This window comes from Paenibacillus vandeheii (genome assembly GCF_030433635.1).
GTDB lineage: Bacteria > Bacillota > Bacilli > Paenibacillales > Paenibacillaceae > Paenibacillus > Paenibacillus vandeheii.
Genome location: NZ_JAROCD010000005.1, coordinates 430,246 through 449,523 on the forward strand (window position 1 = coordinate 430,246; position 19,278 = coordinate 449,523).

Genomic DNA, 19,278 nt, shown 5'->3' on the forward strand with positions numbered 1-19,278 from the left:
AAATGCCATTTATCGACACAACTCCTGCATCGTTTACCCCGAAAGTAACGGAACAGGATATTCAACCTCGGTTAGGAGACCTACTTGCTACTCAAGGATGGGATACGGTCGCAAATTTTAAGAAAGTGGTTTTTGATGCAGGTATTATGCGAAGCACGTACACCGGTCTTGATTCGGCCGACATTCCAATCTACGTGGCGGAGCACTTCATTTACAAGAACACTGCGGGCAAGATGTTTGGCGTTGCTGTTCTTGGTACATGGAATCAGAACCTTGGTCAACTTCGGAAGCTAAACAAGTCACCTGATTCTAAAGCTCCGGCTCCTGCAACACTTGCGGTGTTCTCAGAATGGGCTACAAACGAGTTCCGTAAGTATCGTTCCCCTCAGACTCTGTACTTCTATATGGTCGAGAATTTGGCGGGACTTATGCCTAACTACTCTGACGTAACACTGCCTTGGATTAACTCGGGCGACCTTAAACGGGCGGCTCTAGATATCGAAGTAGAAGCGGCAGGTTGGGTAGGCACAGGCTCGACGGCTACCTTCACTGTATCTAAAGCTGAAGGGAATCGGATGCAGTCTCCAATCATGCAAGCTGGTCTTCGCACCAACCTTTTGGAAAAATACCACGACGACGATATCAACTATGCGATTCAAAATACGAACTGGTGGGCTGACTCAGAAATCTCTATTAAAGGTCACTTGAACGGAGATAGCCTGTTTTTCATCATCCAATGTGACAACGTACCTGCACCGGAAGGAAACCTTGTTCCAATCATTCCTCTCTACTTCGGTAAGCTGGATGCCATTGAAGAAGGTGATGATGCCTACGCAATGTTCGCAGGTAGTGTACCTATCGTGACACAGACAGGTTCAGCGGGGTTGACTGCTATCGCTGAGTACGACTTCGATGATACGACGAAGAGACAACCGAACATCATGCCGCTGATGAAAACCTACCCTAAGAATCCTGCGAACGGATTGGACAACGTTATGGTCAGCCGTGGTAAACTCGGTGCTCGATATCAGGCGTACTACCTGTCTTGGAACGCACCAGCCAATGCCATCCCTCCAATGCGTACTTCGCAGGATGGCAAGCGAGACTATCCGCGGGCTTGGAACAACGCTGAGAATCCTCTTTACAAGTATTCCTTTAACCCTTCCCGATACAGCGGTAAGGTTCACACTTCCAAGCTGTACGTGGTTCATCCAGAAGAAGGGGTGCGGGGAGCACTGAAAGACACCATCGCATTATCGGCGCTGTCCTTTAACGCAAACAAACTGCGTGTGAAGAAGGATCACTGCCCAGATGAATTCGATGTATTCCGTTACTTCTTGGTTGAGGGTGTATCCCCACTGACAAGTAAGCCGGGAACTCAGTACCGTCCAGCGGGTATTGGATTGTACTTAAATACTGTAGATGATGAAGGCGTGGAGGTCACTCCGACACCTACACCGACACAGCCTACAACCCCATAACAATATAGCCCTGGCATTAATTCCTATTAAATAAGTATGTTTAGTCAGGATAACCGGCAGGGTAATTCCAAACGAGAGGTGATTTATCGTGAGTTGGTTTGATGGAGATTCCACGATTCAGCTATTCCCTAAAGACCTTGAAGCACTGTTTAACTCCAAGGGATGGGATACATTCATAAAGTACCGCTCCGTATCTCAAGACGGTCAGAAGTTCGCAGATGTCCGCTTGTTCCGGTCTCTCGGCTCGGACAACCAAATGCGGAACTTCGGCATGGTTTACGGATACGGCAAGAAAAGCAATCCAACCTTGGGCGAGCAAGAGTTTATTTCTCAGAACTCCGTACTTGGTGCGTTGATTGAAAACGAGACATTAAACACGAAGTTCCACTTCCAAGTGTTCCCTGTACTCAGAGATTCTGTCATCGTCTATAAGAACGGTAACGCTGTTGCTTCGACAGACTACGTTCTTGATGAAACGAACGGTATCATCACATTCACGTCTGCACCATTGCCGACTGACGCAATTACAGCAAACTACTCCCCATCTCCAATTGCACCTCAGCCAGTGAAGCGCATGTACTTCTTCACATTCGATGATGTGCGGGGCGAACGAATCGTACAAGGTGTTAGCGGTTCTGTAGTCGTTGGTGACCCTGAATCCATTTTACCGGATGGTGATGGAACTCGTAAGTTGTTCCAAATCCCAACGGTGGCGACGATTAAAGCGGACACTGTAAGGGTTTATGTGAATCAGGTTGAACAGGATTCAACGTTATACACAGTTGACTACACTAATAATAGTGTAACGTTCGTTGGCAAAGCCCCAGACGCAGGCGCAGAATTACACGCATCCTACATCAGAATTCTGAATGCCACTGGAAACCAAACGCTGAATTACGGTGACATCACAGTCAAGAACTTTGACCCCGATAAACCGAATGATCTAATGAATGCTGTTTACTCATCCATTTATTACATCTATCCATCCCTGCCAACGGCTCTGTCCTTCACTCCGTTGCAGAACTTTGATAGAGGATGGCAACGTGATAGTACGATGTACTATTGGGGGAATGTGACCAAAGACCGAATCGTAATGTTTTTCCGTCCAGATCCTACTCCGGGCGCTGAGAATACTTACTTCGCTCCATTGTACATCGGGCGGCTAACGACTCTTGGTAAGTCCCCTCGCAAAAACAATGTCATTATCTCTGGTTGTCGGGAAGCAGACGAAGTTGTATGGAAGAAAGACATGAAGTTGGGTGCGATTTACGTCGACTACGGTAACAACACATCCAACGGAAACCGCGGGGTACAGCTTCAACAGTCCATCGGTGGTACATACTACCAACAGCATTACCTCGCGTTCATAACGCACGATAAGAACGTTGATGCGGGTGAGTCCCGATTTAATCCATCGGTTTATAGTGGTAAGTATCACATCTCCCCGATGTACATTGTTCACCCGAATGATGGTTTTGTAGGTAAGCTGGATGAATGTTACGCCGTACACCCTAAGAACATTTCCCAACTCGATGAACTTGAAGTAGTGGAGACATCCGACCATGAAGAAGTGGGCAAGGGCACAGGCGTAAACAAAGTCTTCCATATGGCGCACTCGCCTTCTCTGAAGGATGACGGAACTCCGTTTAAGTTGGAAGTTCAGGTGGATTGCGTAGACCAAGTGCTCGGCACAGACTACACAGTTGATATCGAGACGAAGACAATCAACTTCCTTGACGGAAAAGCACCTGTGGCTGAATCGGAAGTCCTTGCTACTTACGAGTACAAGCAACTTTACCGCTACACGTTGGCAGACACACCTGTCAGTCCGTTCACATTGGCTAACATGTCGCCGTTTGCCCCAATTGGTCTCGGCATCCTCAAAGAAACGTTGAAGAAGAACCCGTAATAAATAGCAAGGGAGGTTGGCGGTGAATGATGAACGGTAAGAAATCTTACCTGATCAGCTTCACCGCCCTTTTTTCTAAAAAGGGCTATGAACTGACAATTGGGTTTGAGCAGATTATCAATGCAAACAATCAATATCACCTGACCGCTCCCGTTAACAGTACCTATCGAACACTGATTGAAGATACCATGAAGGGCGCAAATAAAGTGCCTCACTCGGCTACTGGATTATTCGGCCGGCTAGGGAGTGCTGAGTACGTCACTCAGTATGACGGTTTTGAGGTGGAGACTGTAGTCGCATCTATCGTATCGTATTTGTCGGGCATACATAAGTATTTTAACGGCGAAACAGTCACGGACGTAACAACTGGAGAGCAACAGAGCGTACGCAGGCTAGAGCAGGTACTTGATGCTGAAGGTGCGGCGGTGAGAGAAGGCAGTCGAACAGACCATCTGGCACTTCTTGACGAATTATCCTCCGGTGATCTTTATGACGTGAAGGTCTCCATTGAGGAAGGGAACAGAGTATCCATTTCACTATCTAACAAGCAGAGTGTTATTCATGCCTTGGAGTCCAATACCTCAGGAATATCAGCGGACGCTCAAATGTCAGGCTTCGACACGGCTGAGAATGGGGTTCGCCTTAATGCGGAAAAAGGTCGGGCGGTTTTGTCGAACATTGTAAGAAACATCTTGGACGGGGAGATTGCTTTACTAAGCACTGCTAGCCATGACCCTAACATCACGATGCAAGGAGGAATTGCCCATTTCGAGTCCGCAGACTTTGGGATGTACAGGGCAGACGGAAAATCCTATCAGGTTGAGTATGCAATCATTGTGAGTGAAGGTAAGGAGTTCGGTTACGAACTTGCTGAGACTAGTACCAAAGATTCTTCCCTTAAAGGGTACGAATTGGCTGAGACAAGGCAAGAGGGAACTCTTGAAAAAATCGAAGAAGCACGGCGACTGGAAGTCACGGAGGACGCATTTCTGGCATTGATAGAGACAGCATTATCCGACATGGCTTTTGATGCACAAGACGTAGCGTATATTTATGCAGAGAAGCAGAATGAAGCTGACCTGACGCTAACTACGCTGACAGATACTTACGGCGGCGGGGATGCAGAGGTAAACGAGAGCATTGTAGCAGAAACGTTTTACCATGACCCGACGATGCTGAGTGAATTTATCATGGTAGACACGCACAAGGATACTCACCTTGAGACTTTTACCCAAGTGTACACCTATCAGAATGTTGACGTGCAGGAGTTTGGGCAGACAGATACGGTCATGCAAGCCAGCCAGCAGGATACGATGACAGGTGACCTCATTCAACCCGTCTATGAAGGGGGGATTGATGGGGTGCTCACTCAAGGCGAGACCGTGCACGATTCTACTTTACATGAGAGCATTGCCTATGAGACGTTGGTTCATGAGCCTGCACACCTTGACTTGTATACCGAATCGACAACCCGTGAGGACGTTTACATCATTGAGTCGTCCAGTCAAGCAACCAAGCATGTCAAGGATGCTAGAATCGAATCCACGCAGACCGTGGACAGAAGGGCAACAGCAGAACTTCAGGAGTTCCTTACGTATGAGACAAGGCGGGACGGGCAGTTTGAGACCATTGAAGTAACTGACAGCCAGTCAGGTTCGTTTCTGGAAATTGACCGGATAAGCACTGCTGACACTCTGCAGGAGGGCGGGGTCATCCCTGCATTGGAGAGTGGCAAGGTGGAGATGGACTACGATGCAAGAACAGATGGATTAGAGCAATCGTTCTACTTCGATAAGGGCGGTGCAATCTCCTTCTTTACAGGCGCATCGAGCATTGCAAACGGTGCTGAGAATCGTCTTGAGTCGGCAGAGTACACTTCGGACGCATGGGGAAATGAGAGCATTACAAAAGCTTCTAGCGACTCTGAAGCCGAGGGTAGACTAGAGTTCTCTTCACAGGCAGTGGTCAATCAGGCGTACGCCGCTGACGTGGAGACGGCGACAGATGCCGAACACCTCATAAGCAGTAGTAGTGATATCCAACTTGTGACCAACGCTGAGATTTATGTGGGCGGTGACCCACTGGTAGATAGATTCATGAGCGCAGATAATGTCAGCGACCGGACGGACGCAGAGGTAGAAGAGATGACGGATGCAGAAGTCACGGAGCGTATGCAAGCTGAAGTCCAATCCTTGGTTACGTTCGAGCAGATACAAGGCGTGATTGCGGAGTCTCCTGAAATCCTTAAGGCTGTGCGGCTCATGGAGATTATGTATGGCTCGAAAGCTGTCGATTTAATCGAAGCTGGCATGGAGAACATCATCCAAGACAGCATCACTCAAGGCTTTACTCAAGCCGACTTCCCTGCCATCACACAAGCTGTGATTGAAAGAATGAAACAGGCGGGCGCAGGTGTGACAGTCGTCGCCACCAATCAGGATGAAGTACAGGCAGAGCATAACAAAGGGGCAGAACTTGCTGTAGAAAATCCTTCTACTGGACGGTACATCAACGAACCGGAAGGAACGATGCCGCAGGAAATGTCAGGAGCATCTTTATTCGACTTACACTGGACAGCAGACGTGTCTGAGATTGGTCGCGCTATCTCTGAAGCGAACAAGCACATCGGCATTATGCAGACGATTGAATCGGCAGAGCAGACCACATTCGGAGAAGGGCTGAGACCGAACACGTTGACTGCCGCAGAGTCCGACATTACCAAGGACGGCGTAGTACATTTCCCTGAGACAGCAGTATCCGACCCAACCGCTGAAGGCGTGATCGCAGGGATTGAGACAGGTTCGGCTGGCATGGAGTATGACGGGGTGATGGAAAGACCGGAAACGGCTGACCATATGACCAGTGCTGAAGGTGTCATGCAGGAGACGGTGACAGCAGAGCAGTCAGATGCCAAGCAGGTCGGCTATGAGCACAAACCGGAGACCGCAGTCAATGAAACAGGCAGAGACGGAGTATGGTTCGGCATTGAGTTAGCTGAACAGCGGGCGGACAAAGAAGGCGTGACCCATGAAATCGAAGGCGCTCGAATTAGTGGCGGAAACTCTCTATCTATCCTCCATGAAATTGAAGGTGCTTGGCAGAGCGATGCGGCAAGAGAGTCCGTTTTACACGAACTGGAATCAGTAACCTACGGTGACAGAGAGTACGAGATGGAAGAGACCAAACTGGAAGGGGCAACGCAGAACAAGTCTGCAGATGCAGTGCTGTCTGAGATTGAAGGGGCAACATCCTTTACTTCAGAGGAAGCTGGCGTTCTCGGGTTAGAATCCGCAGATTACCCTGACGGTTCTACAGAGGGCGTTATTCATGAGGTTGAGTCAGCTTATCTTGATGATAGCAGGAAAGTCGGAACTATCTCGGAAATGGAGACAGCAACATCGACAACCAATGCTGAAGCCATCGTCCATAAATCTGAGCAAGCTACGAGCGGCAAGGAGATGAACGCAGTTATTCAGGAAGAAGAACTCGCTGACTACAGTTCGTATCAAAACGAATCGGTCATCGAGGAACTGGATTCTGCCACACGGAAGAGGAAACAGCTTGTGACCGATATCCATGATGACACTGAATCTGTGAATAACCGTGAACCTATTGAGACGAACATCGCTGAACCGGAAGAAGCCGCTAGACCAACCAAGGCGGTAGAGATCGGTATTGAGAAGTCAGAAGAAGCCGACAGACCTAAGCGTGTCTTTGAAGTCGATATTGAGAAGGCGGAAGGCGCGACACGACCTAAACGTGAAATTGAGACGACGATTGAGAGACCGGAGGGCGGTATCCTGAAGACTCCTGAAGAACCGAAGAAACCTCGCATATGGCTCATACTCGGTAAGATAGCTTCTTGGAGTATCTGGAACTGGAAGAAAACAAGGTAGGTGATAATAATTGGGAATCTATAAGAAGTCGAGCGGCTTAATCTTCGATGATAGGTTCGATAGCGGGAGTATCCATTCCCGCTATACCCTTTCACCTAGTGATGCTATTTCAATCGACAATACTTTGGGTCAGGTCATTATGCCGCACACAGACAACGACACTTCTATCATGTTTGACGTTCCTGAAGAGCAGACCGTTTTAATGGAAGTGACAGCAGACTATGTGCCCACAGAACTTCTCGATGAAGGCGGTATTATCATCTGGCAGGATGGATACCACCGCCTGGAGTTTCTTGAGAGTAAGGACACGACCACAAGAGAGTACAGCAAATGGCGGGCTTTGAAGAAAGGGAATAAGTGGACGTTCTATGCAGACCGCGGAAGTGGGTGGGAGATATTCGACACCGCTCCTATGGTAGCTGAGAAGATGGGAGTCATCCTGAAGAACCGTGAGCAGGATAACTTCGATACGCTCAATCTTGATAGAGTCGTACTCTGCAAGAGTGACAAGATTACAGTAGGTAATCTACCAATGGGGTACTCCGTTTACCTTTGTGACCCTAAAGGTAATTCGGTGGCTTCGGCTGTAGTCGAACCAAACTGGACGGGGTGTGAGATTGAACTACCCACTGTCCCGTACAACGGCATTATTAGAGTCTATGATACGCAAGGGACGCTCCTGTCTAGCCTTGGTGCTTTCGATATCTACGGTGGCGACATTTACCTGTTCGGTACAGAACTGAAGGTCGTCTGGAATGGTAGAGAACTTAATAAGGAGACCGACACGTATCTCGGCACGATGTATGACAATCAGATTCTAGTCCAGATGGTGCTACAGAATCCTTCCAAAGAGAAACCTGCAAACATGATATCGTTAGGCATCTTGAGGTACATGGAGATGTTTGGGTATGAGTGGGCTGACATTTGTCACGATGATGGGACGGATACGCCGACAGGAGAGTTCTCGAAGCTATTGGATATGGGAAACTTGCCACCGCTAGGAGAGCGCAAGTTCTGGATGAAAGTAGAGAGGATGGAAGACCGATTCCAGATAAAACCTCTGCACTTCATTCTGGACATTAACCACACGTAAGGAGGTGAGGGTGGATGGCAGGAACTAAGATGACCCTTCACCGCTACGGTGGTGGGGAGTTTCAGTATTGGGACGAGCAGGAAATCATTGTGGACAAGCAGTACCTTGCGTTAGGACGTGGGCTGTTTCTTCACCTTGACCATGAATACCGGATGGGTACGAAGCAATTAGATGTGTACTTTAACGGGGCACACTTGCTGGAAGGCGGCGGCTACGAAGAGATTGACCCGACAACTATCCGGTTGGATTTAGGTACTTATGCAGGGGATACGCCGCTTGCAGGAATAGCTGTACAGCTTCAGGTAGGCGATGAAATACTTATCCGCACTTGGAAGCCTGAATACCGTCAAGGAAATGACAACATTGATGGACTCAGGTTCTTGGCTCTGGAAGAAGAGGTACGTAAGGCTAGGCAATACAAGGACGGAGATGCTCCCTACAATAGCCTTGACGACCGTCTCGATTCTATTGAGCGGCGGGCAGAATCAAAGACAATGGTGTTCGTCCTGAGTCGGGTATTTGATGGTATAGCCAAGCTAGTCATGAGATTCCCGTATGAGGGAGATATCACTGAGGTTTATGCTTCTACATCACGTGAAGGGATAGCAGACACCGCATTCCAGATTGAGAAGTGTTCTCAGGAAAGCTACGACAGCGCAACCCCTGTGTGGGAGACAATCTTCCATAGCAACCTTGTTGTGGATGGGGATGAGCGTTCTAGTAAAACGTCAAGTAGACCTTACGCTGTCTCCGTTCCTCGGATCAACAAGGATGACCACTTCCGCGTTAACGTGGTCGAACGGGGCGAAGGCATTGAAGGTGTCACTATAGAACTAGTGATTCGGCTGAGGTAGTACCTCAGTCTACCACCTATCAGGTAAAATATTAGATTTCTTGCTTATAATGTATCTGCGGTAAAGGAAGACACCGCAAAATGATGATAAGAGAGGTGAAAAATATGGCAGGAACTAGAGGTATTGCTAGATTCCGTGGCGAGCAGTTGAACAACAAGTTGATGCGTAACAACCACTTCGACGTTAACAACAAAATCAACGAGCAGTACGTAGACATTGATTTTAATGCTCACCGTGAGATTTTGGAGGATACAAAGATTGACGTATTCGTGCAAAAGAATGGGGCGGCTGTCGGTGCAGGTGTAAACTTCATCGAGATTTCGAATGACATTCTGAACACGAACGTAGCTGTCGATTCCAACACTGAAGGTACTGTTGTCGGCGTAGCTATTCAACTCCGTAAGAACGGGACGGAAGACTTCCCATTCATCGACGAAGACGGGGATAGAGTTTACGGTAAGGTACGTGAAACAGCAGGTAAATACTTCTTGGACTTCTTCAGTGAAGTCAATGGAGCAGAAGCCGCTTACACGTTCACTGAAGCTGTGACAATCGACTTCAAGTACATCACACGTACTAACTTGTCTGTAATCCCTGTTGACGCTATTGTTAGCGGCGGGGCAGGTCTTGTTGCCGACGCTGTTGACGCTAAAGCCTACATGAATCTTAACCAGTTGATGAAGGATATTTACGGCGGCTCTGGGACACTGGACAATGATGGTAATGCTAATCTTGCGACTAACATCGTACAACAAATTGCCAACGAGATTCAAGCACGTACTGATGCTGATACAGCTATCCGTAACGACTTGGCATCCACAGCGGCGACAAAAGGAGCAAGCCTTGTCGGTGTAGTCGTTGACCCTAACTACGATGGTGTTAATGTACAGTCTGTCCTCGCTAACCTTGCACAGCGTGTGGTTGACGTTGAAACACTGAATGCTGGTATTGCTGACCGTGACGCTGACTCGGTTAATGGTTACTTTAAAGCAGGAGACTTCGGCACTGCTAAGGGGCGTATCGTTGACCTAGAGACTGTCGCTGATGCTGAGTTTAAGGCTCAGAACGACCGCTTGGTGAAGCTTGAAACTGAGGATGAAGAAGAAGTGTTTGAAGCGACGGGTGGCGAGACTGAGTACGTTTTCGTAAACGGTTTGGCTAAACCCAAGACTGTCCTTCTGTTCATTAACGGTCAAGTACAAGCACCTAGCATCAACTTTGATTACCTTTTAGACGGTAACGGAGCAGTCCGTGGTGTGGACTTCTCACCTGAAACGTTGAAGGTTACTGACGGAATCCCTGATGTACTGTTTGTCAAGTACAAGAAGATTCTGTAATAAAAAGACCCTAATGGGGTCTTTTTATTTTGCAACGCTGCTAGGTAATATAGCGACTATTCTAAATAGATTCTTTACACGGCAATTGTTAAGGTTTCACCTGCCCAACTTATATTGTTTATAGATTGAAAAGAACAATTCTAGAACTAAGCAATTAAGGGAGGAAATACAATGCCAGCACCAATAGTTTCTTGGTATACATCCGATAACTCTTCGCAAGTAACTCAGTGGGATATCGGTACGGTTGACGCAGGTTCGTTGTCCACTACCTTTACGGTACTGATTTGGAATAACCGTGGCGGTTCGACAGCAGTCTCCGACATGCAAAACTGTACACTCACAACTAAGGATAGTTCAGGCGGTAACACAGGTGAACTTGTAACCAATACTTGGATTGAGGTTAAAGTTGACTCTCTGTCCGAAACGGCGTTTACGGCTGTCGGCGGCACAGTTACAAAAGATATTCGTGCGACCAAGTCGGATACTGCCGCGAAGACAATAAAAGGGGCGGCTAACGATGGTAACGTTAATACAGCTAATACAACCGCAAACTTCTCGAAGGTCACTCTTCGTGCAAACGTACCACCAACGGCTACAGCAGGTTTGGTAACATTCCTGACACGTGTGTCCTATCAGTACGTGTAAGAAATTGACTTCAATACAATGAAGGAGGAAATTGGATCATGCTTTCTATTTTCAATGAGCACAACGGGGTCTCTCCTGTAGGACAAGACTTCATATGGGTGGGTGAGTACGATGACGGTACTTACCTATCTGAATTTAACTTTGACACACAAGAAGAGAACAGCTTCTACGATATTCAACGGGACAGGCTGATCCGATTTGGTGTCATGGGTCACGGTAGCAAGTTTTTCTTCGAGAGTGACGGGGTGTTCAACCTTGACGGCATCGGCATAGAAGTTATATACAAGGACGGAGACAAGGAGTATAACCTTACGGGTCACTCCGGAAAGTTTAATGATGTCATCACCTACAAAGATGCTGAATCAACTGTAAACTTTGCAAGTGGTCGGGGCGGCACAATCACTGACACTACTATAACTCAATATAACTTCGGGTATAAGTCCGTTATTGAAATTGACGGAATAACATTCCAGTTCAAGGCTACTTGTAAAATCCCATTCGGTGAACCATTACACATTAACTTCTGGCTAGTCGCAGACCAAAAGATGGACGGTGTGCTCCTGATCAAGAAGAATAATCGCATTGCTACAGAACTCAAAGCACCACTCAGAAAAGGCGTGGGCGGCGAAGTCAATTTCGGACTGTCTTCCTAAGACAGTCTTTTTCTATATAAGGAGGGACGTTCATGCCATATCAAATTGGTGACTTAGCTTTTACAGGTCAGGCTACTTCCCAAACACTTGCGGGGAAAATTGCTGACGTTATGGTTGGAGATAAATACATATACGTTGCATACCAAAACTTGAACACTGTATATGTTTACAATAAAAATCCTGACGGTACTATCGGTTCATATGTAAGAAGCAGAAATTGGGTCAGCGATGACAGCTATATTTCGTACATCTGTGCCAGTGGAAGTTCTGTCCCTTACGGATACGCCGTGTTCACCGAGAAGGGTCAGGACTACATTATTGGGTGGTCGAGTAGCCACAGCCTTTTGTTTATGTGGACTATTAGACAGAGTGACCAAGCAGTTGTTGGCCGTGTTCAGTACAACGCCCCCACATCTATGGCTAGTTATGGTCGTGGTGGTTGGGATGGCGGGCAGTACGTGTGGTTCTGGAACAGGAACAATTATGGTCTTTATAAGTGGGACTTAAACAACAAGACAGCGGCTATGGTAAGAACATGCACCATAGCAGATAACGGTTACTCGTTAGACTCAAGCTATACAGGGAGCGGTCTGTACGTTGCGGGAGACATGGCTTATTGGGGTTCGGGCTCAAACGAAACCGATGGTCTCCTTGGTTGCTTTGATGTAAATACAGGGGCACTCGTAGGAAGCAAGATGACAAACTCCAACCTACCCTCGTTCGGAGTAACTGCAATAAACGGGGCGGGTGGATGTATCCAGCTTAACCCTACACAACCCGGCATAGCTTACTACTTTTACTTCGGGACTACACTCAAAACACTATTCCTCACCACTCTTGATGTAGCTAACACAACCATCCCTACTACGGCTCACGGAAATGACATTGCAATAAAGTTCGACATTACCAGTAACTTGAGGGGGAGCGCTTCTTCGGCAACGTTTCGTGCCTTAATAAACGAGACTGAGTTAAATACCTTTGCAACTTTACTGCCACTTCCAGTGACTAATAATAGTGTGACAGTTCCAATCTCTCTCATGAACATTGGGGCGAACACACTAACTTTAGAGTTGAAGGATAACTATGACGGTATAATCAAAAAGGTGTTTACTATCACCGTAACCAATGACCAACCTAATATAGTGACTTCCGTATCAAGTGCCACTACCCACAAAGAGAACGTTGTTTTTGAAGCCATAGTGACGGATGAACCGACAGACTTAATGACTTACAGGGTTCTATTGAACGATGTTCCTCTGGACGATTGGACAGTATCGGGGTACAACTCCCCGCTTATTGTCAGACGTTCGTTCAGGTCTGACCAATTAAACATGGGTGCTAACGAAGTCAAGATTGAAGTGAAAGATAACTTTAAGACCAACACCACCGTAGTGTCCGGTCAAAGCACAATTACAAAACTTAACAAGAAGCCAGTGGTCGATGTAGTCATGAAAGGTAACACGCTATACATGGACTTTAATGACCCTGACGGAGACCAAGTAAGATTCAGAGTGTTACTGAATGGGAAGCAGGTTATTCCAGAATCAGGGTACTCCATTCCCTTCCCTTCTCCAACGTCAATTATGTATACATTACCCAAGAAAGAAGTAATCACTAACCAATCCAACACGGTTGTTGTGGAGGTGGTCGATTCGGAGGGCGACACAGATATGTGGGCAAGTACAGGAGCACTAGGGTACAGCGGATTGATGTTTAAAGACACGGAAAGTAACTTCTACACGACCGACTTCGGTACTCTTCTTAAGTACCTAAACGTTGGAGTCCTTTACGCAAGAGAGCAGTCAGGAATCTATGAAATTACTGTAGAGAACACCTTGGGATATCCTGTGAAGAACATTAAGCTGACACCCATTCAAGGAGACCTTGATCCTGTATCAGAGAAAGTTGAAATAAGCCGAAGTAATGCACCGTTTTCTCCTGAGAGTGAGCTTCTTTACCCTGACTCATACGACACAGGAGACACACTGAAGTTTTACGTTCGATTGACTATGAACGATGATGCGGTTGGCGGCGGCAACTTCAAGATTAAAGTAACAGGCAATGCCCTGTAGGAAGAGAGGTCAATATAATGGCTAATCTAAAAGGTCAGCGTGTCCAGATTGATGCGACAGGGGTTAACCTGGCGGCAGGTGCGCAAAACACAGTTGAATTTTGGATGTACTGGCGTGGAGTAGAAGGCGTTATGCCGTTTGGTTGGAGTAACTATGACCTCTATTTTTCTAGTGGCGGTTTTGGATTTAACACAAACAACAGCGATGTATTGGGAATCCCTAGCGCTTCCCTGGCCAACAGATGGGTACACGTGGCGGGAGTATTCTACAACGGAGTACCCAACCCAACGAACGTGGAACTATACATCGACGGAGTGAAGCAAGTCATATCCAACCGAAACGCATCCAACGCTAACCGTTCAGTCACTAATGTTGCTTGGATTGGTGGCTTTGGGGCTAGTGGTGGTTACTTGTTTAATGGCTATATACGCAATTTTCGTATTTGGAACAGAAAGTTATCTGCGGCAGAAGTCTCGTTAGCAATGACCACGCCAGAAGGACTGCCCGCAGATAATGGACTTATCGGGCAATGGTACACAGATTCTATTGAGAATGTTGCCCCTCAGTACGACTACGCATTTGCCAGTGGGTACAGTGGGTGGAATCCTACCGCCTTAATGACCGGAAGTACCTCTTACCCGTTTGACGACAACGGAGACCTGTACGCAGGGTTCATGTTCCAGTGGGACACGCCAATTAGGTTTACTCAACTGAAGTTCAGGTCTCACGTAAGCTTCCCTATGTATAATACTTCCATATATATAGATAACCTCAAGGTAGCGGACAACATAACTATTACAGGGACCTACACTACGTTAAATGGTAATTGGTACGGAAAGAGTGTAACCCTTGTCAGGAAGGGGGCCAGTAAAGACCAAACGATTCAGCAAGTGGAGTTCTACGGAGACGTTCTAAGCAGGGGGTTTGACAGCTCTATTAAGAGAGTGGGGAGTATCCCTGCTTGGTATACGTACAATATGCAATTGGTTCAGATTGACAATACGCTGGACGTGATCGGGGATACGGGTCACGGCGGTAATGATATCTGGCACATGACTAGGGCTACCAATATTGGCGGCGCTGTTCAGAGTGTAAGGTCTTACCAAGTAACTGGGTGGCAACAAACCACATCTCACCCTGACTGCTTTGATTACAATCCCTTTAATGGACACCTCTACGCCGTCCATAATGAAGACCCGTTCACGATGCACAAGTACCTAATCAATAAGAGCGGCATGTCTTGGAGTGTTTCCCTTGTCAAGTCGTATACCATCGCTAATAAGGTAGCTAGTGGCGATACGTTAAATAGTTGGGCGGGCGTAAAGTTTGCCTTCAACAAACGGACAAATGACGGGTACGCCTACGTATTAGCTAACTACCAATCTGCGGGGAGTATCGCCAAGCTGTACAGGATTAAACTCGATACGAACAATGTTGTACCTGAGTTCGTTACAGATATTCCTTGGTATTACCCAAACAATCTAGGTAGCTTTGCGGTGACTGATGACTATGTGTTTCTTCCTACCTCAACAGGGACGCACGTAGGAGCGTTTGGTGTTAGAGATGGGCATTTAGCTAATGCCTACCCGATTGCAAATAACGTTAACAGCTACTTCAACGCTTCAAGTTATAACTATGACGGGGAAACGTTTGTAACGGCTAACGGCTACCAGTACGCTCTGACCCAACTGAAAATTGGAAACAGGAAGCCGAACTTCAACGACATGAAGGTAACTCCTGCTACAGTGGCTAGGCAGGACTACGCCCTTACAGGTAGTATATCCCATATCGACAATAAGCCAATGTCTTATAAAGTCTTCGTGAACGGGGTGGAGAAGGTATCAATAGCTACACTGCCTTCTCCAATCGCAGTAAACCATTTGCTAATGAACAAAGACTTAGAAATTGGAGTCAACACTGTGACCTTGGAAGCAGTTGATTCTAGCGGGAGCATTTCTGTTTTTGTATTAAACATCGCCAAGGTAAACACGGATACTAGCCTTAACCTGACGGCTTCGACTCTAACCTGCCACAAGGAAAATGTGACCCTAGAGGTTGCTGTGTTTGACGCTGAGAGGGATATGACAAAGTTCCAGATTTTGATAAACGGGGTGGCTGAATATCCAGAGTCAGGGTTCACGGAAAACCTCAAGACTCCTTACACATACGTCCACACCATTAGGAACAGCAGACTCTCCATTGGTGACAACTTAGTAACGGTCAATGTCGTGGATGAGTTTGGCTCTACTGTGACAAAATCCTTTACGATCAAGAAGTTCAATGCAGCAGCCAAAGCTGAAGAAGCATCGGTCAGGGGGCAGATGTTATATGCCAATATTACTGACGGTGACGGAGATGCTGTAAGGTACAAGATTCTAGTGAACGGGAATCAAGTGTACCCTCCTACACTTGGGACAATGACTCAATACCTCCCAACACCAATTAACGTCCAGTATAGACTGCCAAAAGAATCAATTATTTTTGGTAACGTGCATGAGGTAAAGATTGTCATGGAAGACGACATGGGAGTCACGTCTAGTTGGGTGACTAATCCTCCGATTGAATACGCAGGGCTGATGTTCGTCTCTGAGCATAACCAATTCTACTCTACCGATATCGGAGAGGTTCTTCGTTATCTTGAAGTCGGTACTGTCGTGGCGGGTAACACCTCAGGTACTTTTAAGGTTTTCCTAAAGAATACGGTGGGGTACAAGGTCAAGAATATTATATTGACCACGGCCCAGAAGGACTTAGACCCCGTAGAAGAAAAAGTGCAGTTAAGCCTGACAGACAAACCGTTCACACCAACGCACATACTGGAATTGGGTTCTCTTGAGCACGGTGAACAAGTTACGTTTTACGTAAGAATAAGCACTTCAAGAAAAGCCATTGGCGGCGGCTTCTTCGATGTCAGAGTCGTAGGAGACCCCGCTTAAAAGGCGGTCATTGGGAGGTTAAATAATGAGTACACAGTCGGCTTTCCATTCATCGTATATCAAGAACAACGGTGATGTTTATACCTTCGGGTATAACAGCCACGGTCAGCTAGGATTCAGTAGTTCTTCCGTCTACCCTACGCAGACAAGATTAACTTCACTGTCCAACGTGAAGATGGTCGCTGAAGGGTACTACCATACAGCAGTACTTCTAATGAACGGCGACTTGTACACGTTCGGATACGGGTACTATGGGCAGTTGGGGGATTCCAGAGGTTGGAGGAGTAGTAACGCTAACTATACGCCTGTAAAGGTCATGTCAGATGTTAAAGAAGTAGCTTGTGGCTACCTGCACACCGTTGCCTTAAAGAACAATGGTGATGTATACACGTTCGGGTACAACGCTCACGGGGAGTTAGGTAATGGTAGCACGTCAGACACATATGCCCCTCAGAAGGTCGCAACGGGTATTCGGAGGGTAGGGGCAGGATACACCCACTCGTTTATCATGGACCAACAAAATAAGCTATACGCAACAGGGTACAATGGGTACGGTGGTTTGGGGATTAATAACTCAAGCAATAAGCTTTCGTTCACATTTGTAATGGATGACGTTCGACAGGCAGATGGCGGCATATACCACTCGCTATTCCTGAAAACTGACGGTTCTGTGTGGGGTACGGGGTATAACTACTACGGGCAGACAGGTAGAAGTCTAGGAAATGGTACAAACAACTTCTATGGAGTACCGCACAAGATTATGGATAACTGCCGCTCAGTCGTCTGCGGCGGCTACTTCTCAGGCGTGATAACAAACGATTCAAAGCTGTACACATTCGGAAACGATGACTATGCGCAGTTAGGGATGGGGTATGTATCTGGAAGTATAAACTACACTCCAAGGCTTGCCACAACCAACGTTAGGCAAGTAGCTATGGGTTACTACTATACTCTTGTACTGGACAACGATGGTAAAGTAAGGGGCGTAGGGTACAACTATTACGGTATGTTGGGAACTGCTACGAACAACAACAGTAGCACAGGTGTAGTTGCTTGGCAGAATGTGGCTAGTGACGTTCGTAGGCTTATGGGCGGCGGTGAGGTTTCATTCACTTTCTCAGACTCAAGTATCACACCGTCATTTCATAAGGAAGACTGTCAGCTTGTTACTACCATCGGACATATAGCCAATGACCTGGTGTCGTATCGGGTTTTGGTTAACGGTACACAGAGATTCCCTTCATCTGGATGGACTTCTTCGCAGTTGACGGACTTCATTCTTACTAAGGATTTATCGCATACGTACTTTAATCTCGGAAGTAACATGGTAATGTTAGAGGTGCAGGACTCACAAGGGCTTACAGACTCCATTGCTTGGACTACAACGAAGACTAATGTTGCCCCTGTAGCTTCTCCTGAATTATCTGCGGCTCAGATTCACAAAGATAACGTCATGATTGGCGGTACAGTATCCGACCCTGAAGGGGATAGAGTGCAGTACCGTGTGTTACTGAACAATGTACAGAAGTATCCGATTGCAGGATTCACAGAACTAACCCCTCCACCTGTTGACATTGGGCTAGTAATCAACAACACAGACTTCAACGTGGGGGCGAACACTCTCAAGATTGAAGTGCAGGACGACTTAGGCTCACTAACCACATGGACACAGATAATCATCAAGACAAACACTGCACCTACAATCAAAGGCACAGTTCTTGGTAACTTTATCAGCGCTCAGGTCACAGACCCTGACTCAGATAAGGTGCAGTATCGAATCCTTCTGAACGGGACACAGCTTTACCCTGAGAATGGGTACACGGGCTACAATCCAGTACCATTGACAATCCAGTATGTCATTCCGAAAACGAAAGTAAATAAGGGCCAGAGCAACACTGTCCGTATTGAAACGTTGGATGAATTGGGCGGCTCGAAGTCGCTGGACATTACCTTCATGGGCGTGTACTCAGGGTTGTTGTTCTGTGATGCGGCAGAGTCGTTCTATTCAGACGACTTCGGAGATGTGCTAAAGTACCTTGACTTCGGTACAATGGTGGCGGGGCAGACGACAGCGGCAGAGAGGGTGTACGTCAAGAACACCCTTGGATACCCCGTAGAGAACGTCAGGCTTTGGGTTGACCAAAGAGAACTTGATGGGGTCAACGCCAAGGCTGAAGTAAGTAAGCTGGACGCTCCCTTTGAGCCACGTCCTCAGCTTGTCTATGTAGAGCAGTTAGACCACAATGCAAAGATTAGCTTCTATGTTCGTATAGCTACTAATCGTCAAGCAATGTGGGGCGGGATGTTCGATATACTAGTCAAAGCTGACCCAAGAAAAAGCTAGGAATAGCCCTTACTATCTTATAATGGTGGTAAGGGCTTTTCTATGTCTCAATACAATG

The 19,278-nt window shown here is 47.0% G+C and carries 11 protein-coding genes; all 11 read left to right on the forward strand.

All coding sequences use genetic code 11. The features are described from left to right. Positions 1 to 2: 2 nt before the first annotated feature. Positions 3 to 1,481 carry a hypothetical protein gene (locus tag P5G61_RS12360; protein ID WP_024630448.1) on the forward strand — a complete coding sequence of 493 codons (1,479 nt, stop codon included), beginning with the start codon at positions 3 to 5 and terminating at the stop codon, positions 1,479 to 1,481. Between the two features lie 88 nt (positions 1,482 to 1,569). Continuing rightward, positions 1,570 to 3,390 carry a hypothetical protein gene (locus tag P5G61_RS12365; protein WP_301246699.1) on the forward strand — a complete coding sequence of 607 codons (1,821 nt, stop codon included), beginning with the start codon at positions 1,570 to 1,572 and terminating at the stop codon, positions 3,388 to 3,390. A 26-nt stretch (positions 3,391 to 3,416) separates the two neighbouring features. Continuing rightward, the gene (locus P5G61_RS12370; protein WP_301246700.1) at positions 3,417 to 7,286 is read left to right on the forward strand and encodes a hypothetical protein; all 3,870 of its coding nucleotides are present in this window, start codon (positions 3,417 to 3,419) and stop codon (positions 7,284 to 7,286) included. Between the two features lie 10 nt (positions 7,287 to 7,296). Then, complete coding sequence (locus tag P5G61_RS12375; RefSeq protein WP_301246702.1) at positions 7,297 to 8,379, forward strand: cell adhesion protein; 1,083 nt, start codon at positions 7,297 to 7,299, stop codon at positions 8,377 to 8,379. A gap of 14 nt (positions 8,380 to 8,393) precedes the next feature. After that, positions 8,394 to 9,233, forward strand: a complete 840-nt coding sequence (locus P5G61_RS12380) for a hypothetical protein (protein WP_301246703.1) — start codon at positions 8,394 to 8,396, stop codon at positions 9,231 to 9,233. A gap of 104 nt (positions 9,234 to 9,337) precedes the next feature. Next, on the forward strand, positions 9,338 to 10,570 hold the full coding sequence (locus tag P5G61_RS12385) for a hypothetical protein (protein WP_301246704.1): 1,233 nt from the start codon (positions 9,338 to 9,340) through the stop codon (positions 10,568 to 10,570). A 171-nt stretch (positions 10,571 to 10,741) separates the two neighbouring features. Then, complete coding sequence (locus tag P5G61_RS12390) at positions 10,742 to 11,215, forward strand: hypothetical protein (RefSeq protein WP_111273293.1); 474 nt, start codon at positions 10,742 to 10,744, stop codon at positions 11,213 to 11,215. A 38-nt stretch (positions 11,216 to 11,253) separates the two neighbouring features. Further along, entirely contained in the window at positions 11,254 to 11,868 is a 615-nt protein-coding gene (locus tag P5G61_RS12395) for a hypothetical protein (protein ID WP_301246707.1), read from the forward strand. Between the two features lie 32 nt (positions 11,869 to 11,900). Continuing rightward, positions 11,901 to 13,940 (forward strand): hypothetical protein, encoded by a 2,040-nt coding sequence (locus P5G61_RS12400; RefSeq protein ID WP_301246708.1) that lies wholly within the window; start codon positions 11,901 to 11,903, stop codon positions 13,938 to 13,940. Positions 13,941 to 13,957: 17 nt separating this feature from the next. Beyond that, positions 13,958 to 16,876 (forward strand): LamG domain-containing protein, encoded by a 2,919-nt coding sequence (locus P5G61_RS12405; protein ID WP_301246710.1) that lies wholly within the window; start codon positions 13,958 to 13,960, stop codon positions 16,874 to 16,876. Between the two features lie 25 nt (positions 16,877 to 16,901). Then, positions 16,902 to 19,220: an RCC1 domain-containing protein gene (locus P5G61_RS12410; protein ID WP_301246711.1), complete on the forward strand. Its 2,319-nt coding sequence runs from the start codon at positions 16,902 to 16,904 to the stop codon at positions 19,218 to 19,220. Positions 19,221 to 19,278: the final 58 nt, after the last annotated feature.

Coding starts and splice junctions, on each gene's coding strand:
- P5G61_RS12405 (WP_301246710.1), top strand. CDS start 13,958: ATGGCTAATCTAAAAGGTCAGCGTGTCCAGATTGATGCGACAGGGGTT.
- P5G61_RS12370 (WP_301246700.1), top strand. CDS start 3,417: ATGATGAACGGTAAGAAATCTTACCTGATCAGCTTCACCGCCCTTTTT.
- P5G61_RS12360 (WP_024630448.1), top strand. CDS start 3: ATGCCATTTATCGACACAACTCCTGCATCGTTTACCCCGAAAGTAACG.
- P5G61_RS12395 (WP_301246707.1), top strand. CDS start 11,254: ATGCTTTCTATTTTCAATGAGCACAACGGGGTCTCTCCTGTAGGACAA.
- P5G61_RS12410 (WP_301246711.1), top strand. CDS start 16,902: ATGAGTACACAGTCGGCTTTCCATTCATCGTATATCAAGAACAACGGT.
- P5G61_RS12380 (WP_301246703.1), top strand. CDS start 8,394: ATGGCAGGAACTAAGATGACCCTTCACCGCTACGGTGGTGGGGAGTTT.
- P5G61_RS12400 (WP_301246708.1), top strand. CDS start 11,901: ATGCCATATCAAATTGGTGACTTAGCTTTTACAGGTCAGGCTACTTCC.
- P5G61_RS12390 (WP_111273293.1), top strand. CDS start 10,742: ATGCCAGCACCAATAGTTTCTTGGTATACATCCGATAACTCTTCGCAA.
- P5G61_RS12385 (WP_301246704.1), top strand. CDS start 9,338: ATGGCAGGAACTAGAGGTATTGCTAGATTCCGTGGCGAGCAGTTGAAC.